The organism is Falsiroseomonas algicola (assembly GCF_011040385.1).
GTDB lineage: Bacteria > Pseudomonadota > Alphaproteobacteria > Acetobacterales > Acetobacteraceae > Falsiroseomonas > Falsiroseomonas algicola.
This window is the reverse complement of sequence record NZ_JAAIKB010000002.1, coordinates 276,959-298,511: the sequence shown is the minus strand read 5'-3', so window position 1 is coordinate 298,511 and position 21,553 is coordinate 276,959. Positions and strand designations below refer to the sequence as shown.

The 21,553-nt window shown below is 70.9% G+C and carries 20 protein-coding genes; 8 read left to right on the top strand and 12 right to left on the bottom strand.

What is annotated here, in order from left to right:
- Nucleotide 1: 1 nt before the first annotated feature.
- On the bottom strand, nucleotides 2-1,444 hold the full coding sequence (locus G3576_RS06740) for an amidase family protein (RefSeq protein WP_164693585.1): 1,443 nt from the start codon (nucleotides 1,442-1,444) through the stop codon (nucleotides 2-4).
- Between the two features lie 65 nt (nucleotides 1,445-1,509).
- Between G3576_RS06740 and G3576_RS06735 the strand changes: the two genes are divergently transcribed.
- From G3576_RS06735 to hpxZ, 4 genes are read left to right on the top strand one after another with little or no spacing between them, the layout of a single operon-like run.
- Complete coding sequence (locus tag G3576_RS06735; RefSeq protein WP_164693584.1) at nucleotides 1,510-2,412, top strand: polysaccharide deacetylase family protein; 903 nt, start codon at nucleotides 1,510-1,512, stop codon at nucleotides 2,410-2,412.
- Nucleotides 2,393-3,910, top strand: coding sequence for a TRIC cation channel family protein (locus tag G3576_RS06730; protein WP_164693583.1), 1,518 nt, complete (start codon nucleotides 2,393-2,395; stop codon nucleotides 3,908-3,910). Before G3576_RS06735 ends, G3576_RS06730 begins: the two co-directional genes overlap by 20 nt.
- 12 nt (nucleotides 3,911-3,922) lie before the next feature.
- On the top strand, nucleotides 3,923-5,086 hold the full coding sequence (locus G3576_RS06725) for an amidase (protein WP_164693582.1): 1,164 nt from the start codon (nucleotides 3,923-3,925) through the stop codon (nucleotides 5,084-5,086).
- The gene (gene hpxZ / locus G3576_RS06720) at nucleotides 5,086-5,481 is read left to right on the top strand and encodes an oxalurate catabolism protein HpxZ (RefSeq protein WP_164693581.1); all 396 of its coding nucleotides are present in this window, start codon (nucleotides 5,086-5,088) and stop codon (nucleotides 5,479-5,481) included. The genes G3576_RS06725 and hpxZ overlap by 1 nt, the downstream gene beginning before the upstream one ends.
- 1 nt (nucleotide 5,482) lies before the next feature.
- Here the strand turns inward: hpxZ and G3576_RS06715 are convergent, their stop codons facing one another.
- The 6 genes from G3576_RS06715 to G3576_RS06690 all read right to left on the bottom strand — a co-directional run bounded on the left by G3576_RS06715 (nucleotide 5,483) and on the right by G3576_RS06690 (nucleotide 10,967).
- Nucleotides 5,483-6,136 carry a GOLPH3/VPS74 family protein gene (locus tag G3576_RS06715; RefSeq protein ID WP_164693580.1) on the bottom strand — a complete coding sequence of 218 codons (654 nt, stop codon included), beginning with the start codon at nucleotides 6,134-6,136 and terminating at the stop codon, nucleotides 5,483-5,485.
- A gap of 87 nt (nucleotides 6,137-6,223) precedes the next feature.
- The gene (locus G3576_RS06710) at nucleotides 6,224-7,213 is read right to left on the bottom strand and encodes a Bug family tripartite tricarboxylate transporter substrate binding protein (RefSeq protein ID WP_164693579.1); all 990 of its coding nucleotides are present in this window, start codon (nucleotides 7,211-7,213) and stop codon (nucleotides 6,224-6,226) included.
- Nucleotides 7,214-7,375: 162 nt separating this feature from the next.
- Nucleotides 7,376-8,038, bottom strand: a complete 663-nt coding sequence (locus G3576_RS06705; protein ID WP_164693578.1) for a GOLPH3/VPS74 family protein — start codon at nucleotides 8,036-8,038, stop codon at nucleotides 7,376-7,378.
- A 6-nt stretch (nucleotides 8,039-8,044) separates the two neighbouring features.
- Nucleotides 8,045-9,628: a gamma-glutamyltransferase gene (locus G3576_RS06700; RefSeq protein WP_164693577.1), complete on the bottom strand. Its 1,584-nt coding sequence runs from the start codon at nucleotides 9,626-9,628 to the stop codon at nucleotides 8,045-8,047.
- Nucleotides 9,629-9,688: 60 nt separating this feature from the next.
- Nucleotides 9,689-10,159: a hypothetical protein gene (locus G3576_RS06695; RefSeq protein WP_164693576.1), complete on the bottom strand. Its 471-nt coding sequence runs from the start codon at nucleotides 10,157-10,159 to the stop codon at nucleotides 9,689-9,691.
- A gap of 40 nt (nucleotides 10,160-10,199) precedes the next feature.
- On the bottom strand, nucleotides 10,200-10,967 hold the full coding sequence (locus tag G3576_RS06690) for a GntR family transcriptional regulator (RefSeq protein WP_164693575.1): 768 nt from the start codon (nucleotides 10,965-10,967) through the stop codon (nucleotides 10,200-10,202).
- Between the two features lie 205 nt (nucleotides 10,968-11,172).
- Between G3576_RS06690 and G3576_RS06685 the strand changes: the two genes are divergently transcribed.
- The 4 genes from G3576_RS06685 (at nucleotide 11,173) to G3576_RS06670 (ending at nucleotide 15,512) form a co-directional block, all read left to right on the top strand.
- Nucleotides 11,173-11,598 carry a tellurite resistance TerB family protein gene (locus tag G3576_RS06685; RefSeq protein ID WP_235951553.1) on the top strand — a complete coding sequence of 142 codons (426 nt, stop codon included), beginning with the start codon at nucleotides 11,173-11,175 and terminating at the stop codon, nucleotides 11,596-11,598.
- A 121-nt stretch (nucleotides 11,599-11,719) separates the two neighbouring features.
- On the top strand, nucleotides 11,720-13,897 hold the full coding sequence (locus tag G3576_RS06680) for a malate synthase G (protein WP_328728583.1): 2,178 nt from the start codon (nucleotides 11,720-11,722) through the stop codon (nucleotides 13,895-13,897).
- Nucleotides 13,898-14,192: 295 nt separating this feature from the next.
- Nucleotides 14,193-14,492 carry a hypothetical protein gene (locus G3576_RS06675; protein WP_164693573.1) on the top strand — a complete coding sequence of 100 codons (300 nt, stop codon included), beginning with the start codon at nucleotides 14,193-14,195 and terminating at the stop codon, nucleotides 14,490-14,492.
- A gap of 27 nt (nucleotides 14,493-14,519) precedes the next feature.
- Nucleotides 14,520-15,512: a S1C family serine protease gene (locus G3576_RS06670; protein ID WP_164693572.1), complete on the top strand. Its 993-nt coding sequence runs from the start codon at nucleotides 14,520-14,522 to the stop codon at nucleotides 15,510-15,512.
- Nucleotides 15,513-15,661: 149 nt separating this feature from the next.
- Here G3576_RS06670 and G3576_RS06665 read toward each other — a convergent pair whose 3' ends face one another.
- The 5 genes from G3576_RS06665 to G3576_RS06645 all read right to left on the bottom strand — a co-directional run bounded on the left by G3576_RS06665 (nucleotide 15,662) and on the right by G3576_RS06645 (nucleotide 21,515).
- Nucleotides 15,662-17,368 (bottom strand): putative 2-aminoethylphosphonate ABC transporter permease subunit, encoded by a 1,707-nt coding sequence (locus tag G3576_RS06665; protein ID WP_164693571.1) that lies wholly within the window; start codon nucleotides 17,366-17,368, stop codon nucleotides 15,662-15,664.
- The gene (locus G3576_RS06660; protein ID WP_164693570.1) at nucleotides 17,361-18,482 is read right to left on the bottom strand and encodes an ABC transporter ATP-binding protein; all 1,122 of its coding nucleotides are present in this window, start codon (nucleotides 18,480-18,482) and stop codon (nucleotides 17,361-17,363) included. The genes G3576_RS06665 and G3576_RS06660 overlap by 8 nt, the downstream gene beginning before the upstream one ends.
- Before the next feature lie 10 nt (nucleotides 18,483-18,492).
- Nucleotides 18,493-19,512, bottom strand: a complete 1,020-nt coding sequence (locus G3576_RS06655; RefSeq protein ID WP_164693569.1) for a putative 2-aminoethylphosphonate ABC transporter substrate-binding protein — start codon at nucleotides 19,510-19,512, stop codon at nucleotides 18,493-18,495.
- A 105-nt stretch (nucleotides 19,513-19,617) separates the two neighbouring features.
- Nucleotides 19,618-20,409 carry a phosphonoacetaldehyde hydrolase gene (gene phnX / locus G3576_RS06650; RefSeq protein ID WP_235951551.1) on the bottom strand — a complete coding sequence of 264 codons (792 nt, stop codon included), beginning with the start codon at nucleotides 20,407-20,409 and terminating at the stop codon, nucleotides 19,618-19,620.
- Nucleotides 20,406-21,515: a TIGR03364 family FAD-dependent oxidoreductase gene (locus tag G3576_RS06645; RefSeq protein ID WP_164693567.1), complete on the bottom strand. Its 1,110-nt coding sequence runs from the start codon at nucleotides 21,513-21,515 to the stop codon at nucleotides 20,406-20,408. The genes phnX and G3576_RS06645 overlap by 4 nt, the downstream gene beginning before the upstream one ends.
- Nucleotides 21,516-21,553 lie beyond the last annotated feature (38 nt).

The following is a 21,553-nucleotide window of genomic DNA, read 5'->3' as shown; positions in this document are numbered from 1 at the left end:
GTCAGTTGAGCTTGGCCCGCATCTGCCCGGATTCCGAGGGATTGGCCAGGGGCAGGCTCGCCGCCGTCTCCAGCGCCCGTGCCGCGCGGAAGGCGAGGTCGTCGCGGTAGAGCGCCGCCGCCACCTGCACCGCCCGCGGCATGCCAGCCTCATCGAGGCCGATCGGGACGGCGATGGCGGGCTGGCGGGTCAGGTTGAAGGCGAAGGTCCAGGGCGCCCAGTCCCGCCACAGCGCCTCCACCGGGCGGATGGTCGGCGCATCCGCATCCAGCGCCGCGGTCGGCGTCGCCGCCGTCAGGATCAGGTCATAGCGCTGGTGGAAGCGCGCCATGGCATGCCCGCATTCCACCCGCAGCATGTCGGCGCCGAGGAAATCGGCCGCCCCCATGTCGCCCATCCTGCGGGCCACCTCCTCGATCCCCGCATCCAGCTGACCGCGCTTCTCCTCCGCCGTGCCGGTCCAGATGCGGGCGATCGCGACACCCCAGACGCGGGAGAAGATGGCGCGGGTATCCGGCAACTGCGGATCGGCTTCCTCGACGATGGCGCCCTGCTCCGCCAGCAGCTTGGCCGCGACCTGCAGCGCGGCCTCCCCTTCCTCATCCAGCGGCGGCTCGAAGCCGAGGCGCCGCACCACCGCCACCCGCAGCCCGGCCACGCCCTGGTCCATGCCCGTGCGCCAGTCCCGCGGATCATCCGGCAGGCAGACGGGATCACGGAGGTCATGCCGCGCCATGGCGGACATCATCAGCGCGGCATCGCCGACGCTGCGCGTCATCGGCCCCGCGCAGGCGACGGCGGAGAAGGCGCCATGCGGCCATTGCGGAATGCGCCCATAGCTCGGCTTCACGCCCACCAGCCCGCAATAGGCGGCGGGGATGCGGATCGATCCGCCGGCATCCGTGCCGATATGCAGCGGCCCGAAGCAGGCCGCCCCCGCGGCCCCGGCGCCGGAGGAGCTGCCACCGGGCGTGCGCTGCGGGTTCCAGGGGTTGCGCGTGATGCCATGCAGCGGGCAGTCGCCAGGCGTCTTCCAGCCGAATTCCGTCGTCGTGGTCTTGCCGATGATGACGGCCCCCGCCGCCTTCAGCCCGACCACGGCGGGCGCATCCTCGGTCTGCGGCGCCGGGTCCGTCACCAGGCTGCCGCGCCGCGTCGGAAAGCCCGCCATGTTCAGCAGGTCCTTCACCGTGCAGGGCACGCCATCCAGCATGCCCATGGGCCGCCCGGCCGCCCAGCGCGCCTCGCTCTCCCCGGCATCCTTCAGGGCGCGCGGGTTCATGGCGGCGAAGGCGTTGACCCAGGGGTTGTAGCGGGCGATCCGCTCCGTCACCGCCTTCAGCGCCTCCACGGGCGACAGGGCGCGCCGGGCATAGAGCGAGAGCAGCTGCTCCGCCGTCATCAGCGCGGGATCGGCCGGCAAGGGGTCGGTCAGTGTGGTCATGCGGGGCTTCCAGGGGGGCTCGGTGCCGGGCAGCATGGCGCCACGCAGCCCGAGAGGAAACCCCGATGCCCGAACCGACTCCCCCTTGGGAACTGACCGAGCCCGAGTGGCGGAAAATCGTCGGCCGCGCCCGCGCCGGCCGCAGCCTGCGGCCTTCCTCCTGGCCCGGCGGCGCCCGCTGCTGCGTGACGCTGTCCTTCGACGCGGATCATGAGACCGGGCCGCTGCGCGACTCCGACGACAGCCCGATGCGGATCAGCCAGGGCCAGTATGGCAGCCGCCAGGGCATTCCCCGCATCCGCGCGCTGCTGGCCAGGCACGGCATCCCGGCAACCTTCTTCTACCCCGCCGTCAGCGCCATGCTGCACCCGGAGGAGATCCGCGCGGTCGCCGATGAAGGCCACGAGATCGGCATCCATTCCTGGATCCACGAGGCCAATACCAAGCTGCCGCAGGGCGTGGAGCGGGACCTGACCCTGCGTTCCGCCGACATGCTGGAGAAGCTGTCGGGCCAGCGCCCGGTCGGCATCCGCACGGCGTCCTGGGACTTCTCCATCGATACGCTGTCGATCATCAAGGAGATGGGGCTGCTCTACGATTCGTCGCTGATGGCCGACGACGATGCCTATGAGCTGCTGGACCAGGACGAGCCGACCGGCATCGTGGAGTTGCCGCCCGAATGGATCCGCGACGACGCCGTCTACTTCAACATGCTCCGCTTCAGCGGCCTTCGCCCCTATACCCCGCCCTCCGCGGTGGAGGAGATCTTCACGGCGGAATTCGACGGCGCCTATGCCGACGGCGGCATGTTCCTGCTGACCATGCACCCGCACATCATCGGCCACCGGTCGCGCCTGCCGCTGCTCGACCGCCTGATCACGCGCATGAAGAAGCATGAGGGCGTGTGGTTCGCGACCCATGCGCAGGCCGCGCAATGGTGCAAGGACCATGGCGGCGAGGCTCGCTGAGCTGCGCCGGCTGCTGGCCGCGCTGCTGCTGCTGCTGGCGGCCATCCCGGCCGCCCTGGCGCAGGATCGCGTGCTCCAGGCCGGCTGGTATGCCGGGGAGCCGCAGCAATACATGCGCCAGGGGGAGCTGACCGGCCTGGACGTGGAGATGGTGCGCGCCATCGCCCGCCAGGCGGGGGAGGAGGTGCGCTTCCTGCCCATGGGCTACCTGCAGCTGCTGGATGCGGTGGCGGCAGGCCGCATGGATGTCGCGACCGGCATCCCGGAGACGCCCGAACGCGCCGCGCGCTACGCACTCTCCCTGCCCTATCGGCGGGATGTGAACGTGCTGATCATGCGCCGCGGCGAGGCATCGCGCGTGCGCGCAGCCAACCCCACCGAACTCGCTGCCTTCCTGCGCGCGGAGCCGCGCTTCCGGCTCGGCGTGCGGGCTGGCTTTTCCTACTACGATGCCGGGCTCGACGCCTTCATCGCATCGCCGCCGATCCCGGGCCTGGTGCGGCCGGCCAATGACGACGCCACCAACATCCGCCGCCTGCTGGCGGGCGAGATCGACGGCTTCCTCGCCGAACGCCTCTCGGTCGCACTCGACATCACGCGCCTCGGTGCCGCCGCGGCGGTGGAGGAGGCGGCGATGCGGATCGTCATCCCACTGCACCTCGCCTTCAGCCGGGACACGGTGCCGGCCTCCATGCTCGGCCGCTTCGACGCGGCGATCGAGATGCTGACCGAAGACGGCACGCTGGACCGCATCGCGGCCCGCTTCCGCTTTCCCATCCTGCTGTCGCTGACGATCGACAGCCGCTGGTTCCTGGTTCTGCAGATCACGGGCACCGTCGCCAGCGCGCTGGCCGGCGCGCTGGCCGCACGGCACAGCGGCTGGTCGCTGTTCGGCGCCTTCGTCCTGGCCGGCGTGACGGCCGCCGCGGGCGGCGTGCTGCGGGACCTGCTGATGGGCCGCTACCCCCTCGGCATCCTGCGGAATCCGCTGTTCCTGCAACTCATCTTCGGCACCGTCATGACGGTCTGGGCCGTCACCCATGCCTGGGCGCTTCTGCGCGGCCGCGCCATCCTGGCCTTCTGGATCGCGCAGGTCACGGTCGCGCTGCGCCGCCGCCGCGCGGATCGCTGGCTGTTCGACTTCGCCGATGCGCTGGGCCTCGGCGCCTCCACCGTTCTCGGCGTCACCATCGCCTTCGGCATGGGGGCGGACCCGCTCTGGCTCTGGGGCCCGGTGCTCGGCACCATCACGGGCGCGGGCGGCGGCATCCTTCGCGACGTGCTGCGCGGCGGCGGCAGCATCCCCAACCTCACCACGGGCTTCTACGGGGAGGTCTCCGTGATCTGGTCCCTGGCGCTGACGGGCTACCTGATGGCCCGCGGCCCGGGCGTGGAGATCGATGAGGTGGTGCCCGCCGTCATCATCGCCGTCATCGGCTGCGTCGTGACGCGCATGGCGGCGCTGGCCTTCCGCTGGGCCCCGCCCCGTCTTGCCTGAGAAGGAGCCCGCATGACCTCCCCCTTCGTCCCCGGCACGTCCGTGCATGTGGAAGGCCGGCCCGGCGGGCCGCTCGCCGGCCTCACCTTCGCGGCCAAGGACCTCTTCGACGTTGCGGGACACGTCACCGGCGGCGGCAATCCCGACTGGGCGCGCCAGAATCCGGTGCCCTCGCGCCATGCCTGGGCCGTGCAGGCGCTGCTCGATGCCGGCGCCACGCTGACGGCCAAGACGATCACCGACGAGGTCTCGCTCGGCATCCTCGGCGAGAATGCCTTCGAAGGCACGCCGCTGAACCCCGCCGCGCCCGGCCATGTCCCCGGCGGTTCCTCCTCCGGCTCCGCCAGCGCGGTGGCTCAGGGGCTTTGCGACACGTCGCTCGGCACGGATACGGGCGGCTCCGTCCGCGTGCCGGCCAGCTTCTGCGGGCTCTACGGCATCCGGCCGACGCATGGGCGGCTCGACCTGACGGGGATGATGCCGCAGGCGCCGTCATCCGACACCGCCGGCTGGTTCGCGCGGGATGCCGCGACCTTCGCCCGCGTTTCCGCCGTGCTGCTGCAGGAGGCGATCGGGCCGGCGGTGCCGGACCGCTTGGTGATTGCGACCGACGCCTTCGGCTTCGCCGACCCCGCTACCGCCGAGGCCCTGGAGCCGCTGCTCGACCGGCTGAAGCGCCTGGTGCCGGAATGGCGGGAGGAGGTGATGGCGCCCCAGGGCCTTTCCACCTGGTCCCGCGCCCAGCGCACGCTGCAACCCGTGGAGGCCTGGCAGACCTTCCGCCCCTGGGTGGAGCGCGACAATCCGCGCTTCGCCTTCGGCGTCGCCCGCGGCCTGGTGCTGGCGTCGATGACGCCGGAATCGGAGTTGGGCTGGGCCGCGCTGGTGCGGCGGGAGGCCCGCGGACGTCTGCGGCACCTGCTGCCGCCCGGCACCATCCTCGCCATGCCGACCACGCCCTTCCCCGCGCCGAAAGCCGGGTTGCCGCTGCCCGACCTCGATGGCATCCGCGCCGCCATCAACATGCTCTGCGCCCATGGCGGGCTGGCCGGCCATCCGCAGGTGAGCATCCCCGGCGCCACCGTCGATGGCCGGCCCATCGGCCTTTCCCTGCTGGCCGCCCGCGGCGCCGATGCGCTGCTGGTCCGCACCGCCCTTGCCCTGGAGAAGAGCTGATGGACGTCAACATCCCCGAGGTGGTGGAGGAGATCCGCACCCTGTTCGAACGCTACGAACAGGCGCTGATCGACAAGGATGTCGATGTGCTGGACGCCACCTTCTGGAACAGCCCCCACACCATCCGCTACGCCATCCATGAGAATGGCTATGGGTTCGAGGAGATCCACGCCCACCGCGTCCGCCGCCCGCCCGGCCCCGGCATCAAGCTGGCACGCCGGCGGCTGGTGATCACGACGCTGGGGCGTGACATGGCGACCGTGAACCTGGAATTCGACATGCGGGGCCGCACGACGACGGGCCGGCAGAGCCAGACCTGGGTGCGCTTCCCCGACCTCGGCTGGAAGGTGGTATCAGCGCATGTGTCGGTGACGGAGGCGACGCCCGCCTATTGAGTCAGTGGATCGCCCCCTGCCGCATCAGCGCGGCATAGATGTCGCGCGTCGCGGCGCCGAGCGAGCGCGACAACTCCTCCAACGCCGCGATCCGTTCGACACGCGGCGCCGCCTTCGCGGCTTCCTCCGCTGACAGCAGCAGCGGGACCAGTGCCGTGGCGCGGGCGAGCCCGATCAGCAGCGCATCGCGGGGGTCGGGGATGCTGTCATCCAGCAGCACGTGCCGCAGCCGGGCCCGCACCTCCTCCACATCCGCCCTGCCCTCGACCTTGGGATAGCGCCGCTCCGGAAAGACCCAGAGGAAACGATTCTCCACCCGGCGAAGCACGCCGCCCTGCACCAGCCGTTCCAGCAGTTGCGTGCGCAGCAGCCCGCCCCCCTTGGCGAATTCCTGGATCCAGCCGCGGCTCGTGCGCGCCGGGCCTGGCGCCGCAAGCCGCGCCAGTACGCCGTCCAGAACCGGATCGCCCGTCGGCTGCGCGCTGACGACGGAAAGGCCGTCGAGGTCCGTGTCGATCCGCCCCGCCAGCGCCAGCTCCATCAGGATGGCGCCCACCACCGCCAGATCCCCGGCAGGTCCGGGCAACCCGACCGGCTTCCCCGTCTGGTCATCGAGGAGGAGGAGAAGGATCTCCTCCGGCATCGTCAGCGCCATCGCATCCATCCCAGGCATTGGTGGGAATGGTGCACGAAAAAGGGGCGGCCGTCAGGCCGCCCCCGCTTCACCACCGTGGGCTCGTTCTCAGCTGACGGTGATGTTGAACTGCCGCGCCACGGCAGTCCATTCGCTGATCTCGCGCCGCATCAGCGCGATGAAATCCGCGCCCGCCGGCGGCGGGTTGCGCGGCATGGTCTGCAGTTCGACGAAGCGGGACGCCAGCTCCGGCCGCGCCAGGATCGGCGGGATGATGGAGGTCAGCTTCTCCACGATCGGCGCCGGCAGGCCCTTCGGCCCGGACAGGCCGAGCCACTGCGCGGAGGTCAGCTTGGGATAGCCGAGCTCCGCGAAGGTCGGCACGTTCGGGAACATCGCGAGGCGCTGCGCGGTGGAGACCGCCAGGGCGCGCAGCGACCCGTCGCGCATCTGCTGCGTGTTGGTGGTGATGGGGTCCACCATGCATTCGATGTTGCCCGCCAGCACGTCCTGCATGGCCGGCGCGCTGCCGGCGTACGGGATGTGGTCGAGGTTGGGCGCGCCGGCCTCGGCCGACAACATCGCGCCCAGCAGGTGCGGGGCGGAGCCGATGCCGGAGGAGCCGTAGCGCACGGGCCGCGTCTTCGCCGCCGTCACCAGCTGCTCCAGCGTCTGGAACGGGGAGTTGGCGCGCACCAGGATGATGTTCGGCGCCTCCACCAGCTGCATGATGTGGGTGAAGTCGTTGATCGGGTCGAAGGGCAGGCTCGGCCGCGTCGCGGTGCTGAACACATGCACGGAGGCATGGCTGACGAGCAGCGTGTAGCCATCGGCCGGCGATTTCGCGACCATGTCGGTGCCGATGATGCCGCCCGCGCCCGGCCGGTTCTCCACCACGATGTTCTGGCCCAGCGCCTGGGCCATGGCCGGCGCCATCAGGCGGGCGACAGTGTCCACCAGCCCGCCCGGCGGGAACTGGGCGACCAGGCGGATGGTGCCGCGGCTGGGCCAGGCGCCCTGGGCGCGGAGCGCGGCCGGGGCGGCCAGCGTCCCGACGGCGCCGGCGGTCAGGCCCAGCAGGTGACGACGTTGCAACATGGATGCGCTCCCAGAGGTCAAACCAACCGGGGATTTCGCACAAATTTCAGGCATGCCGCCTGATCACCTGTGGGACGCCCCCTGTCTGCCCTCTGGATAGGCAAACCGCGTGCCGCGCCATGACCGTAACCTGACAGGCCGGCCACGCTTTGGCAGGCTGCGCTACACCTCCCGCTGCGTGGTCCCCATCCCGACGCCGCGGATATCGGCCACCGCCACGGCCAGCGACCGGTTCAGGCTCTCGATCCGCGTCACCACCTCCAGCCAGGGCTGCACCCCGGCGAGTTCGGCGGCGGAGAAGATCAGCGGCAGCAGCCCCGCCGCCCGGGCCAGCCCCAGCAGCAGCGCGTCATGCGGATCCGGGATCTCCCCCTGCAGCAGCAGGGCACGGAGCCGCGCCCGGGCTTCCGTCACCTCCGCGCGCCCCTCTGCCTTGGGGTAGCGCCGGTCCGGCAGGATCCAGAGCACCCGCTGGTCCACCCGCCGCAGGATGCCGCGTGCCACCAGCCGGTCCAGGATCACGCCGCGCGCCTCCGCCGCATCGCGCGCCAGCAGAGGGATGGCGCCGCGCGCGTCCTTCGGCGCATCCGGCGCCGCCAGCCGGGCCAGCGCGCCATCCAGCGCCGCATCGCCGGTCGGCGTGGCATCGACCAGGATCAGCCGGTCCCGGTCCGTATCCACCCGCCCGGCCAGCGCCAGCTGCATCAGCAGCGCGCCCGCCAACGCGCGGTCCGGCGCCATGCCCGAACGGCCCACCGGCCGCCCGGTCTCGTCATCGAGGGAGAGGAGCGTGATCTCCTCCGCCAGGGTCAGGGCGCCATCCATCGCGGCTCAGCCCTGGGCGAGCGCCGCGGACCAGGGCGACATCACGTCCGTGATACCCTGGCGCGTGCCGTCGGCCGCGATGCGGATCAGGTTCGGGCAGGCGAAATTCACCGGCAGCACGGCATGCTCCACCACCTCCAGCGGACCGAGCGCGGCCAGGGCATCGAGCGTCTGCTGCGGCAGGCGACGATCGGCCGTGGCGCCTTCCGGCCCGCTGACATCGATGCGCGGGAAATGCGCCGCGGCCTCGGGGTCCATCGCGAAGCCCGCCACCAGCGCCAGGGTCTGGTACACCGCCGCCAGGATGCGCCGCCCGCCGGAGGCGCCCAGCGCGATCTCCGGCACGCCCTTGGCATCGGAGACCAGCACCGGGGACATGTTGGTCAGCGGCCGCTTGTTGGGGCCGATGGCGTTGGGCGTGCCCGGCCGCGGGTCGAACCACATGACGCCGTTGTTCATCAGCACGCCCGACCCCGGCAGCACCACGCGGCTGCCCATGGAGGAGAGCAGCGTCGTCGTCATCGCCACCATCATGCCGTCCGCGTCGCAGACCGTGAGGTGGGTGGTGCAGCTGTCGGCGCCCTTGGGCTCGGCATCGCCCAGGCCTTCCAGGCGCTCCGCATAGGCGGCCTGCATGGCCTTGGCGAAGGCGAGGTGCCAGGCCGTGCCGGGCTCCGCGCCCGACCAGTCCGCGCCCTCCATCAGCTCCATGACCCGCCGGAAGGTCGGCGTCGCGGTAAGGCCGTTGGAGAGGTGGAGGGTCCGCCCACGCCACGGCACCGACACCGCCGGCAGCACCCGCGCCCGGCAGCCCGCGAGGTCGGCGGCGGACAGCACGCCGCCCATCGCCTTCACGTCGGCGGCGATGGAGGCAGCGATGTCGCCCTCATAGAAGTCGCGGAATCCCGCGCTCTGCAGCCGCTCCAGCGTCGCCGCCAGGTTGCCAAGCTGGAAGAAGCCGGGCGTGCCCTGGTAGGGCGCGACAGGCGGCAGGCCGCCCGGCAGGTAGATGCGCGCGGATTCGGCATACAGCTTCAGGGTGGAGGCCGCATTCGCGATCTTCAGCGTGGTGAACCAGTCCTGCGCCAGGCCCCGCTTCGCCAGCGCCACCGCCGGCGCCAGCACGTCCCGCGCCGGCAGCCGGCCGCGCTTCTCATGCAGCAGCGCGTAGCCCGCGACCGAGGACGGGATGACGAAGCTCATCGGGCCGTGGATGTTGCGGTCGCCCTCCACCTCCGGCCAGGCGAAGAGATCCTGCTTCATCCGCCCCGTGGTCGGGAAGTCCTTCGCATCGAGGCCCGCGGGCGAGACGGGCCCGAAATCGAAGGTCTCCGCCGCGCTGCCGGGCGCCGCCACCTGGGCGAAGCCGATGCCGCCGAGGCCGCTGTTCCAGGGCTCCATGGCCGCCAGCGCAAAGGCCATGCCGACCGCGGCATCCGCCGCATTGCCCCCGGCCTCGAGGATCGCGATCCCCGCCTCCGCCGCATCCCGCGACTGGCTGGCGACCATGCCGCGGCCCCCCGTCGCGGCGGGCTTCCGCACCTCCCAGTGCTGGCTGACATGGGCGGGCGGCGAATAGGTGAGCGTCATCGGGCAGGGTCCTCCGTTGGCGGGAGGATCGGCCGGGGGCGGCGGGCGGGCAAGCCCGCCTCAGCGCGCCTTCTGGCTGTCCGCGAGGCCCTTGCCCATCAACAGCCCCATCTCCCCGGGCCGGTCGCTATAGGCGCGCATGGTGCGGTAGGGCACCTCGGTGATCTCCGCGATCAGGTTCAGCTTCTGCGCCACGTCCAGCGCGCTGAACTTCCCCGCCCGCGGCCGCTTCTCATACAGCGCGGCCACGGCCTGCACGGTGCGGGGCGGGATCAGGCCGAGGACCCGCACATGCTCCGGCGTGATGTCGGCCACGATCAGGGTCCGGTCCACCATGGAATAGGGCACTGGTGCCGCGGCCCGATGCGCGGGCGTCGCAGCCGCGGGCGCCGTCAGGCTCAGCTCGCCGGCCGGGAAATCCAGCTCCGCGCCATTCTCCTGCTCGATGAAAACGCGGTCGCCGTCGCAGTCCAGCACCACGCCGCTCCGCTTGCCGTCGCGGTGCCACACCGTCTGCCCGACCTTGAACATGCGCCGATCTCCTGCTGGGTGACGGCGCGGGATGGCGCCGTCAGCTCCGCTTCTTGCTGACCCGCCGGCGTTCCACCTGGCGCTCGAAATCGAGGTCCTCGTGCCAGGCGAGGTGGGCATCGAGGGCGGCCTGTGCGCCGGTGGCGTCGCCGCCGGAGAGGCGCTCCAGGATCTCCCGGTGTTCCTGCGCGATGCGGGGCTTGGGGCGGACATCGTGGCCGAGGCCCCAGACCACGGAAAGCTGCCGCGCCACGCTCAGCCACAACCCGTGCAGCACGCCATTGCCGGACAGGCGGCAGAGCTCCCCGTGGAAGGCCTCGTCCGCCGCCACGATCGCGGCCGCATCCGGACCTTGCGCCGCCGCCTCATACCGCTCCGCCGCCCGCCAGGCGGGCGCCAGGCGCTCCGCCGTCGCGGGGCCGCTCGCGGCAATCTCGCGCAGCGCCAGCGTCTCCAGCGCCGTGCGCACGCGCATCAACTCGGCCACGTTGCGGTTGGTGATCTGCATCAGCCGCATGCCCTTGTAGGGCGTGCTGACGACGATGCCCTGCGACTCGAGCAGGCGCAGCGCTTCCCGTACCGGGACGCGGGAGATGCCGAGGTCGCGGGCGATCTCCGCCTCCACCAGCCGGTCGCCTGGCAGGAAGATGCCGCGCGCCGCGGCGGCGACGATGGCCTCCGCCGCCTGCTCCACCATGGTGCGGGGCTGCACGGGGGCGAGGCGCGGAACCTCCGCCACGCCATCGGGGGACGGCGCCTCGGAGACGTCGGGGGAGAGGGTGATCACGATGCGGGGGGCCTCGGTCAATCGTATCCATTCTAAATTCAATCTATTGGTTCGAGTAGCCCCTTGATCCCGTCAACCAATGATACCGCCGCGGTAACATGCGAGTGTCGCTTTCCTGCAACAGAATTCCCCCTTGCCCGCCGCGCGAATCCCTGGCTGTTGCGGCCGCGGCGCGACCGGCACCGCCAGAGTCCTGGCGCGCCACCCAACCCTGCCGGGAGAATCAATGATGTTCGGGATGTTCAAGTCGCAGGCGCCGGCCTTCGACCTCACGCCGCGCAACTGCCTGGTCGCCAGCCTGCTCTACTGCATGGCCTCGGACGGGGAGATGGACCAGGAGGAGATCGGTCACCTCCTCTCCGTCATGGGGCCGGGCGCCACGCGCCAGGCGCTGGACAATGCGCTGCGCTACTGCCGCGCCACGCCCGCCGAGCAGTTCGCGGCCGCCGCGGCGCCGAAGCTCCGCCACGACCAGAAGCTCTGCATCCTCCTCAACATGATCGACAGCGCCATGTCGGACGGCCAGGCGGAGCCCGAGGAGCAGCGCCTGGTCATGGGCTTCGTCCAGGCCTTCGGGATCAGCGAGGCGGAGCTTGAGCCACATTTCCGGAGCCTGACCGCGAAGAACGACCGCGCGGTGCTGGATCGCTGATCCGGCCGGCAGGGGGATGGCTGCCCGCAGTCATCCCCCTTGCCACATCAGCCAAATGCCCGCAGATGGCGCCCGGACGACGACCCGGGGCGCCGGGGTATGCAGGCAGGGAGATGATCCGGTGGCAGAGACCGTGAAGATCGGCAAGCTCGGCATGGAGGCGACCTTCCGCGCCTTCATCGAGGACGAAGCCCTGCCCGGCACCGGGATCGAGCCCGCGCGCTTCTGGTCCTCCTTCGAATCCATCCTCGAGGAATGGGCGCCCCGCAACGCGGAGCTGCTGGCGAAGCGCGACGAGCTGCAGGCGAAGATCGATGCCTGGCACCGCGCCAACCCCGCCCGCCCCGTGGACCTGCCCGCCTATACCGCCTTCCTGAAGGAGATCGGCTACCTGGCCCCCGCGCCGGAGCCCTTCACTGTCGGCACCACCGATGTGGATCCCGAGATCGCGACCATGGCGGGCCCGCAGCTCGTCGTCCCCGTCTCCAACGCCCGCTACGCGCTGAACGCCGCCAATGCCCGCTGGGGCAGCCTCTATGACGCGCTCTACGGCACGGATGCGATCCCTGAGGCGGACGGCGCCGAGAAGGGCCGCGGCTACAACCCGAAGCGCGGCGCCAAGGTCATCGCCTTTGCCCGCCGCGTGCTGGACCAGGCGGCGCCGCTGGCCGGCGGCGCCAGCCATGCCGACAGCACCAGCTACGCGATCGAGGGTGGCACCCTCGTCGTCACGCTGAAGGACGGCACCAAGGCGCATCTGGCGCGCCCGGGCCAGTGCATGGGCTACCAGGGCGAGACCTGGGCACCCAGCGCCATCCTGCTCTCCAACAACGGGCTCCGCATGGAGCTCCACATCGACCGCGGCAGCGCGATCGGGCGCGAGGATCCGGCGGGGGTCAGCGACCTGGTGATGGAAGCCGCGCTGACCACGATCATGGATTGCGAGGACAGCGTCGCCGCCGTCGATGCCGCGGACAAGATCGACGTCTACCGCAACTGGCTCGGCCTGATGAAGGGCGACCTGACGGCGGAGCTGGAGAAGGGTGGAAAGACCATCACGCGCCGCCTGAATGCCGACCGGGTGTGGAAGACGGCCAATGGCGGCGCCATCACGCTGCATGGCCGCTCCGTCATGCTGGTCCGCAATGTCGGCCACCACATGATGACGGATGTCGTCACCCTCGACGGCGCCGAGATCCCGGAGACCGCGCTCGACGCCATGGTCACGGTGATGATCGCGCTGCATGACATCCAGCCGCCCGGCCGCGGCAAGCGCATGAACAGCCGCACCGGCAGCGTCTATGTCGTGAAGCCCAAGATGCACGGGCCGGAGGAGGTCCGCCACGCCGACCTGCTCTTCAAGCGCGTCGAGGATGCGCTCGGCCTGCCGCGCTACACCGCCAAGCTCGGCATCATGGACGAGGAACGCCGCACCACGGTGAACCTCGCCGCCTGCATCCGCGCCGTGAAGGACCGCGTGGTGTTCATCAACACCGGGTTCCTGGACCGGACCGGGGATGAGATCCACACCGCCATGGAAGCCGGCCCGGTCGTGCGCAAGAACGACATGAAGGGCCTGCCCTGGATCAAGGCCTATGAGGAGTGGAACGTCGATGTCGGGCTCGCCGCCGGGCTGCGCGGCCGCGCCCAGATCGGCAAGGGCATGTGGGCCATGCCGGACATGATGGCGGCGATGCTGGACCAGAAGGTCGGCCACCCCAAGGCCGGCGCGAACACCGCCTGGGTCCCCTCCCCCACCGCCGCCACGCTGCACGCGCTGCACTACCACCAGGTGGACGTCCCCGCCCGCCAGGCGGAGATCGCCGCCGGCGGCGCCCGGGGCAAGCTGGAGGACATCCTCACCGTCCCCGTCGCCACCAACACCAACTGGGCGCCGGAAGACGTGCAGGCGGAGCTCGACAACAACGCCCAGGGCATCCTGGGCTACGTCGTGCGCTGGGTGGACCAGGGGGTCGGCTGCTCCAAGGTGCCGGACATCAACGATGTCGGCCTGATGGAGGACCGCGCGACGCTCCGCATCTCCTCCCAGCACATCGCCAACTGGCTCCGCCACGGCATCGTGACGCGCGCCCAGGTGGAGGAGACGCTGAAGCGCATGGCGGCGGTGGTGGACCGGCAGAACGCCGGCGATCCGCTCTACACGCCCATGGCGCCGGGCTTCGACGGGCCGGCCTTCAAGGCGGCCTGCGACCTGGTCTTCGACGGGGCGACGCAGCCCAATGGCTATACCGAATTCATCCTGACGCGGCGGCGGCGGGAAGCGAAGGCGAAGGGATAACCCCCTCACCCAACCCTCTCCCCTTTGGGGAGAGGGCTTTTCGAGGCTGCCGCCGCATGATTCCCGGGCTGGTGGCGCCCTGAGACGTCGCCTAGAGCATTTTCAAGTCGGGCGGAAACGCCCGACGACTCGGAAAATGCGTGAAAACAAATTGCTAGACCCGTTTCAGCGTCGCTGCCGACGCTGAAACGGGTCTAGCCTCGCAGCGCGATCACACTGCGGAGAGCGGACACTGGCCCGATACGCCTTCCTGCTGCTGCCCCTGCTGGGCGCCTGCGCCACACGGTCCGAGGTGGTGGAGCTGTCGCCGGACGTCTTCGGCCTGACGACCCACGCCTCCACCCCCGCCACCGCGGCGCGGCGCGGCGTCGAGCTGGCGCAAGCCCACTGCGCCCAGCGCGAACGCGGCTTCGACATCGTCCGCAGCGAGATCTGGCCGAACGAATACCGGATCGCCTTCCGCTGCCCGCGGATCATGCCGGACCCGGTGGCGGAGGCGCTGGCCACCCCGGCACCGCTGCCGCCGCTTCCCGATCCCGCCCCCGCAACCCCGCCCAACCGCCGGGGCGTTCCCAGCAGCCCCGGGCTCTTCTAGTATGCCGCCTTGGCAGCGGAAGCAGTGATGGCGGACGAGGACTGGACCATTCCCCCGGAAATGCGGCCCGACCCGGCCGATTACCGCTTCGACCTGGCGCGCACCCTCGCTGCCGTGGTGTCCATCAAGTCGCGCGTGCCGGCCGACGCCTTCTCCGCCCGCACGCTGGGGACGGAGCGCGAAGGCAGCGGCGTGGTGATCGGCGACAAGGGGCTGGTGCTGACCATCGGCTACCTCATCGGCGAAGCCGACAGCATCTGGATCACCACCTCCACCGGGCGCGTCGTGCAGGGCCATGGCCTGGCCTATGACTTCGAGACGGGCTTCGGCCTGGTCCAGGCGCTGGGCAAGCTGGAGGCACCGGCCATCCCGCTCGGTGCCGCCAACCCGCCGGAAGCCGGCAGCAACACCATCCTGGCCGCCGCCCCCCATTCCGGTCGCAACGCGGCGGAAGGCGGCGCGCTCGCCTGCTCCATCGTCGCCAAGGAACCCTTCGCCGGCTACTGGGAGTACCTGCTGGAGGAGGCGCTGTTCACCGCCCCGGCCCATCCCTCCTGGGGTGGCGCGGCGCTGATCGGGGAGGATGGGGCGCTGATCGGCATCGGCTCCCTCGTGCTCCAGCATCGCGATTCCAAGGGCCGCCGCCTCGACCTCAACATGGCGGTGCCGATCGGGCTGCTGCACCCGATCATGGCGGACCTGACCACCTATGGCCGGGTCAACAAGCCGGCCCGGCCCTGGCTCGGCGTCTATTGCGCGGACCAGGAGGAGGGGATCGTCGTCGCCTCCGTCGCCAGCAAGGGGCCGGCGGAGAAGGCGGGTATCAAGCCGGGTGACCGCATCATCGGCATCGAGGGCGAGGACGCCCCGGACTTGGCGGCACTCTGGCGGCGCCTCTGGTCGCTGGGCGATGCGGGCATCACGGTGCAGGTGGCGGTGGAACGGGATGGGCGGCGCCTCAGCCTGCCCGTCATCAGCGCGGACCGGACCAGCTTCATGAAGGCGCCGCGGCTGCATTGACGGAATACTGTGACCTTTAGGTCACTAACCCCTTTATGCCGTTTAAGCCGATTATGCGCGTTTAGCACCGATTTCGCGGTGTCACTGGACGCGCTTCCGCCTTGATGAGGGGATCATAGCGGGAACGGAAGCGCGCTTCCAGCACTTCCTCAGCGTTGCCGCCACCCCTGCGTCGCCCGCGCCGTCAGCCCGCCCACCGCCATCTGCGCCAGCTTGGCCAGGATCGCCACCCCCAGCAGCACGCAGGCCATGGCGGCCGCGGCGCTGGCCTGCCCGGCCTCACCCATATGGACGACGGAGACGGAGGCCGGCTTGGTGGCAGGCCCGTAGAGGAAGATCACCGCGCTGACCGTCGTCATGGCGTTGACGAAGAGATAGACCCAGATCTCCAGGATGGCCGGCAGGCAGATCGGCAGCGTCACGCGGCGGAAGGTCTCCGCCACCGGCACCTTCAGGCTCGCCCCCACCGCTTCGAACTCCGGGTCCAGCTGGCGGATGGCCGTCGTCGCCGTCAGGTGGCCGACCGTGTAGAAATGTACCAGCGAGTTCAGCACCAGGATCGCCAGCGTCCCGTAGAGGAAGCCGAGCGGGTTGGCGGGGTGGTTGAAGAACAGGATGTAGGCGAGGCCCAGCACCAGCCCCGGGATCGCCAGCGGCACTGTCGCCAGCAGCCCGACCGCGCCCCGCAGCCCGGCATCGAGCCCCGTCAGCCGTGGCGCCCTTTCCATCACATAGGCGCCGAGGAAGACGACGGCGGTGCCGATGCAGGCGGTGGCGAGCGCCATGCGGATGGAGGTCTCGACCGCGCCCCAGCCGGAGGAATCGAAGCGGCCGAAATCGTAGTTGTCGAGCGTCAGCGACAGGTTCCAGGGCCAGAAGCGGATCAGCGATCCCCAGGCCGCGACGGCGACGATGCCGACCAGCAGGCCGGCCATGGCCAGGCAGAACAGCGTCAGCGGCAGGTCCCGCGCCAGGCGGGCCTTGGGCACCAGCGGCACGGCGCGGCCGGTCAGCGTCGCGGCGCGCTTGCCCTCCGCCCAGCGCTGCAGCGCGAAGGCGGCCAGCGCCGGCAGCAGCAGCACGAGGCCCACCACCGCGCCCATGTTGAAGTCCTGCAGCCCGACCACCTGCTTATAGACATCGGTGGCGAGCACCGGGAACTGCCCGCCGATCACCTTCGGGATGCCGAAATCCGTGACCACGGCGGTGAAGGTGACGACGGCGGCGGAGACCAGGCCGAAGCGCGCGCTCGGCAGGGTGACGGTGGCGAAGACGCGCGCGCGGCCCGCCTTCAGCGCCTCCGCGGCCTCATAGAGCCGGGCATCGGCGGTGGCGAGCGCGACGGAGAGGATGATGGCCGCCGAGGGGAAGGTGCTGAAGACCTGCGCCACGATGATGCCGGGCGCGCCGTAGATGTTCTCCATCGGCAGCATCCAGCGGAGCATCCCCTGGTTGCCGAAGAGGTAGATGAGGGAGAGCGCCGGCAGCAGCGAGGGGGCGAGGATCGGCAGCAGCATCACCGCGCGGAACAGCGGCTTGAAGGGCAGGCGCGACCGCGTCAGCGCATAGGCATAGGTGAAGGCCAGCGGCACCACGATCACCATCGCCAGCCCCGCGGTCCAGACACTGTTCCAGGCGGAGCGCAGCAGGGCGGGCGTGCTGACATAGGTCGCGAAATTGGCCAGGCCGACGAAGTGGCCGGCCTGGTCCTCGAAGGCGCGGGAGAGCAGCACGGCCATGGGCAGGCCCAGCGCCAGCAGCAGGAAGGCGCCCGCCAGCCACAGGCCCGCGCGCATCAGGCGCTGGTCGGCGGAGGCCTCCACCCGCACCAGCGGGCCGGCCAGGGCCTCACTCATCGGCGGGGAAGACCATGATGCGGTCGGGCGGCACGGCGGCCAGGACCTCCGCCCCCGGCAGCGCGCCGGCATCCCGCACCTGGTCGGGCGGCAGGTCGGCCTCCAGCCGGAAGGCACCGCGTTCAAGCGAGAGGCGGCAGGTCGGGCCGAGGAATTCGAGATGCGTGACCGTCATCGGCACGGCGCCCGGCAGCCCCGCCGCCGCGACGCCGAGGCGCACATCCTCCGGCCGCACGAAGGCGCGCAGCGTGGTGCCGTAGAGCAGGCCGCGCGCGGCCTCCGCCTGCAGCGTCACGCCATGGGCGGTGATGCTGCCGGGGGCGGCCTGCACCACCGCATCGAAGGCGGAGGAACGGCCGACGAAGCTGGCGACGAAGGCGGTGGCGGGCGACCGGTAGACCTCCTCCGGCGTGCCGATCTGCTGCACATGGCCGCGGCTCATGACCAGTATCCGGTCGGAGACGGCCATCGCCTCCTCCTGGTCATGGGTCACCATGATGGTGGTGACGCCGAGCCGGCGCTGGAGGTCCCGGATCTCCTGCCGGAGATGCAGCCGCACGATGGCATCGAGGGCGGAAAGCGGTTCGTCCAGCAGCAGCAGGCCGGGTTCAGGCGCCAGCGCGCGGGCGAGTGCCACGCGCTGCTGCTGCCCGCCCGAAAGCTGCGCCGGGTATTTGAGCGCGTGCTCCGCCAGGCCGACGAGGTCGAGGAGTTCGGCGACGCGCGCCTTCACGCGCTTCGCAGGCCAGGCGGGCCCACGCAGGCCGTAGGCGATGTTGTCGGCCACGGAGAAATTCGGGAACAGCGCGTAGGATTGGAAGACGATGCCAAAATCCCGCGCCGCTGGCGGCAGGCCGGTGATGTCCCGCCCCGCCTGGCGGATCACGCCCGTGGTCGCGGGGTCGAGCCCCGCGATGGCGCGCAGCAGCGTGGTCTTCCCACAGCCCGACGGGCCGAGGAAGGAGATGAACTCCCCTTCCTGCACCCGGAGGCTGACATCCTTCAGCGCGACGAAGGTGCCGAACTGCTTCCCCACCGCCGCGATGTCGAGATAGGGATCCTGCGTCGCCGCGCGGCGCAGACCGCCCTGGAGAAGCGTGTCGAGGGCGGTCATGCGTCCTGTCTCAGCGCGGGGCCGACTTGCCGTCGAAGCGCTGCGACCATTCGCGCAGGATTCGGTCGCGCTGCAGCGCCGTCTCCCGGAAGTTCACATTGACCAGGCGCTGCGCGAATTCCGGCGGGTAGTTCCGCACCGTCGCATCCACCCCCGGCATGGCGAGCAGCGCGTAGAAGCGGCCATACTGTTCCATGGCGGGGCGGGAGACCGCGAAATCCGCGAGCCGCTTCGCCGCATCCAGGTTGCGCGTGCCGCGCATGATGGCGGTGCCTTCGAGGTCGAAGCCCACGCCATCGGTCGGGATGATGACCTCGATGGGCGCGCCCTGGTTGCGGAGCGTGACGGCGCGCATGTCGAGCGAGATGCCGACCCCGTATTCGCCGCGCGCCGCGTTGTTGCAGGGGGCGCTGCCGGAATGGGTGTAGACCTGCGCATTCTCATGCAGGCGGGTCATGTAGGACCAGGCATTCGCCTCCCCCATCGAGCCGATCCAGCCGGCGACCGTCAGGAAACCGGTGCCGGAGGAGGAGGGGTTGGGCATGGCGACCTGGTTGCGGAAGCGCGGGTCCAGCAGATCCGCCCAGGTGGAGGGCCGCGGCAGGTTGCGTTGCGCGGCGACGGCCGTGTTGAAGCAGATGGTGGAGACGAAGGCGTCCATGCCCGTCCAGGTCATCGGGCTGCGGTCGCTGCGCATGTTGGGGCGGAGCGCTTCGGCGCCGGCGGGGGTGTAGCCCTCCAGCATCTCGAGGCTTTCCATCTGCAGCAGCGAATAGACGGAAAGGCCCCAGACGACGTCGGCGCGGGGGTTCTGGCGTTCGGCGATCAGGCGGGCGGTGATGACGCCGGTGCTGTCGCGCACCCAGACGATCTCGATATCCCGCACCGCGGCCTCGGCGGCGGCCTTGAAGGGGGCAAGCTGTTCGTTTTCCAGCGCGGTATAGACGGTGAGGCGCGTCCGGGACTGGGCCTCCGCCTCGGCGAGCTGGAGGGCGGCCAGGAGGCCGGCGGCAATCAAGGCGAAACGCATGCGGGTTGGGTCCTTCCCTGGCGTGCGTTGCCTGCCCTAGCCGCGATCTGACGTCGCTGTGATGACGATACTGTTTCAGTTCGGTGTCAGGCGTCAATCAGCGCGTCAGGGGGCCTCGCCGGCCGCGATCCGTTCCTCGATGGCGGTGATGGCCCAGGGGAGGTCGGCGATGCTGTCGATGACGAGGTGAGCGCCGGATTCCACCAGTTCCGCGGTGGCGCGGGCGCGGATCGCGTCGCGCTCGGCCTCCGTCAGCGCGGCGAGTTCCTCGGCGGAGAGCCCGGCGATGTTGCCGGAGAGCGCCAGGCCCACGGTCCAGGTGCCGGCGGCGCGGCCTTCCCCGATTCCGGGCGGCGTGTCGTCCACCTTCACCACGGCGGCGGCGGGCCAGATGCCCATCTCCGCCATCACCTTCCACATCTGCAGCGGTGCGGGGCGGCCGGCGGCGAGGTCGCCGGCGCAGACCATGATCTCCGGCGTGAAACCCTGCGCGGCCGCGAGGGGCGCCAGGCGCTGCATGATGGGGCGGGTGTAGCCGGTGGTGGAGCCGATGCGGATGCCGCGTTCGGCCAGCGTGGCGAGGGTCTCGGCGGCGCCGGGGATCAGGGCGGAATGGGCCTCGACGGCGGCGATGTTCAGGGGCTCGAAGACCTCGAAGATCGCCTGGACGTCGGATTCGTCGAAGTCCCGGCCATGCTTCGCGCGCCAGGATTCGTTGACGGCGGCGCCGACCATGCGGATGTGGTCGGCCTTGGCCATGCCCATCGGCCCGCGCGCATCGGCGATGGAGATGGTGACGCCGAAATGCGCGAAGGCGCCGACGAAGGCGCCCATGGGCGCGCGGCTGCCATGGTCCAGCACCGTGCCGGCCCAGTCCAGAACAACGGCCTTGATCATGCGGGCAGACCCCATGCGGTGAAGACATCGGCGGCGAGGCCGAACGCCGTGGAAGCGCCGGTGCCGGAGGTGACGGAGACGAGCATGACGCCCGGGGCGACCTCCTCGAAGAAGGCGTCATCGGGGCCGGAGGGATAGACACCGATCCAGCGGTCGATGGTGGGCGGCGGCGTGCCGAGCACCCTGGCGTATTCGTCGAGGATCAGCGCATCCACCGCTTCCGGCTGGAAGGGATCGGGGGTGGGGTCGTAGTGGTGGCTGTCGCCGACCACCAGCGAGCCATCGGCCGACTGCACGACGATGAGGTGCACGCCATTGTCGAGATGCGGCTGCTGGTCGCGCGCCAGTTCGGCCCGCAGCGCGGGCAGCGAAGGGCAGCCGTGGTAGCCGCGGTAGCGATGCAGGCCGAGGTCGCTCATCACCGCCGCCGGCAGTCGCCAGCCGGGATCGGCGAGCCGCAGCATGTGCAGCTTGCAGAGCGTGACCTGGCGCTTCGCGAAGGCGTCCGGGAAAAGGCTGACGAGGTCCGTGCCGGGGCAGACGGCGATGCGGTCGGCGTGGAGCGGTCCCTGCGGCGTTTCGACGCGGCCGGTTTCCACCGACAGCGCCGCGCGGCCCGGGAAGAAGGTCACGCCCTGGGTCGCAAGCCAGCTTCGCAGCTTCGGGATGGCGTCGCGGCTTTCGACGCGGAGTTCGTGCGGCGAGTGCAGCGCGGCCAGCACGGCGCCGTCCTGGCGGAGCGGTTCGGGCAGCGCGTCGCGGCGCAGCACGGTGCAGCCCTCCCCCATCGGGCCGGCGGCAAATTCCTCGATGACGGCGACGGCTTCGGGTCGGCGCGCGGCCATCAGCGTGCCGCGATGGATGACGGGGATGCCGGCCTTCGGCGCGACATCGGCCCAGACATCGCGGGCGTGGCGGGCGCGGCGCCAGGTATCCGGCGCACCCTGGCCGGTGACGGTGACGAAGCCGAAGTTCCGGATGGAGGCGCCATTGGCCCGCACGTCGCGGTCCAGCACCCCGACGCGAAGCCCGGCTTGCGCGCCCTTCAGCGCATGGGCGAGCCCCACGATGCCGTGGCCGATGACGAGGAGGTCGAAGCGATTCATCCGCACAGCATCGGCACGCCTTCGCAACCGCACAAGCG

What these genes read in the sequence shown, in the direction of transcription:
- G3576_RS06740 (WP_164693585.1), bottom strand. Translation starts at nt 1,444, where the DNA reads ATGACCACACTGACCGACCCCTTGCCGGCCGATCCCGCGCTGATGACG.
- G3576_RS06735 (WP_164693584.1), top strand. Translation starts at nt 1,510, where the DNA reads ATGCCCGAACCGACTCCCCCTTGGGAACTGACCGAGCCCGAGTGGCGG.
- G3576_RS06730 (WP_164693583.1), top strand. Translation starts at nt 2,393, where the DNA reads ATGGCGGCGAGGCTCGCTGAGCTGCGCCGGCTGCTGGCCGCGCTGCTG.
- G3576_RS06725 (WP_164693582.1), top strand. Translation starts at nt 3,923, where the DNA reads ATGACCTCCCCCTTCGTCCCCGGCACGTCCGTGCATGTGGAAGGCCGG.
- hpxZ (WP_164693581.1), top strand. Translation starts at nt 5,086, where the DNA reads ATGGACGTCAACATCCCCGAGGTGGTGGAGGAGATCCGCACCCTGTTC.
- G3576_RS06715 (WP_164693580.1), bottom strand. Translation starts at nt 6,136, where the DNA reads ATGGCGCTGACGATGCCGGAGGAGATCCTTCTCCTCCTCCTCGATGAC.
- G3576_RS06710 (WP_164693579.1), bottom strand. Translation starts at nt 7,213, where the DNA reads ATGTTGCAACGTCGTCACCTGCTGGGCCTGACCGCCGGCGCCGTCGGG.
- G3576_RS06705 (WP_164693578.1), bottom strand. Translation starts at nt 8,038, where the DNA reads ATGGATGGCGCCCTGACCCTGGCGGAGGAGATCACGCTCCTCTCCCTC.
- G3576_RS06700 (WP_164693577.1), bottom strand. Translation starts at nt 9,628, where the DNA reads ATGACGCTCACCTATTCGCCGCCCGCCCATGTCAGCCAGCACTGGGAG.
- G3576_RS06695 (WP_164693576.1), bottom strand. Translation starts at nt 10,159, where the DNA reads ATGTTCAAGGTCGGGCAGACGGTGTGGCACCGCGACGGCAAGCGGAGC.
- G3576_RS06685 (WP_235951553.1), top strand. Translation starts at nt 11,173, where the DNA reads ATGATGTTCGGGATGTTCAAGTCGCAGGCGCCGGCCTTCGACCTCACG.
- G3576_RS06670 (WP_164693572.1), top strand. Translation starts at nt 14,520, where the DNA reads ATGGCGGACGAGGACTGGACCATTCCCCCGGAAATGCGGCCCGACCCG.
- G3576_RS06665 (WP_164693571.1), bottom strand. Translation starts at nt 17,368, where the DNA reads ATGAGTGAGGCCCTGGCCGGCCCGCTGGTGCGGGTGGAGGCCTCCGCC.
- G3576_RS06660 (WP_164693570.1), bottom strand. Translation starts at nt 18,482, where the DNA reads ATGACCGCCCTCGACACGCTTCTCCAGGGCGGTCTGCGCCGCGCGGCG.
- G3576_RS06655 (WP_164693569.1), bottom strand. Translation starts at nt 19,512, where the DNA reads ATGCGTTTCGCCTTGATTGCCGCCGGCCTCCTGGCCGCCCTCCAGCTC.
- phnX (WP_235951551.1), bottom strand. Translation starts at nt 20,409, where the DNA reads ATGATCAAGGCCGTTGTTCTGGACTGGGCCGGCACGGTGCTGGACCAT.
- G3576_RS06645 (WP_164693567.1), bottom strand. Translation starts at nt 21,515, where the DNA reads ATGAATCGCTTCGACCTCCTCGTCATCGGCCACGGCATCGTGGGGCTC.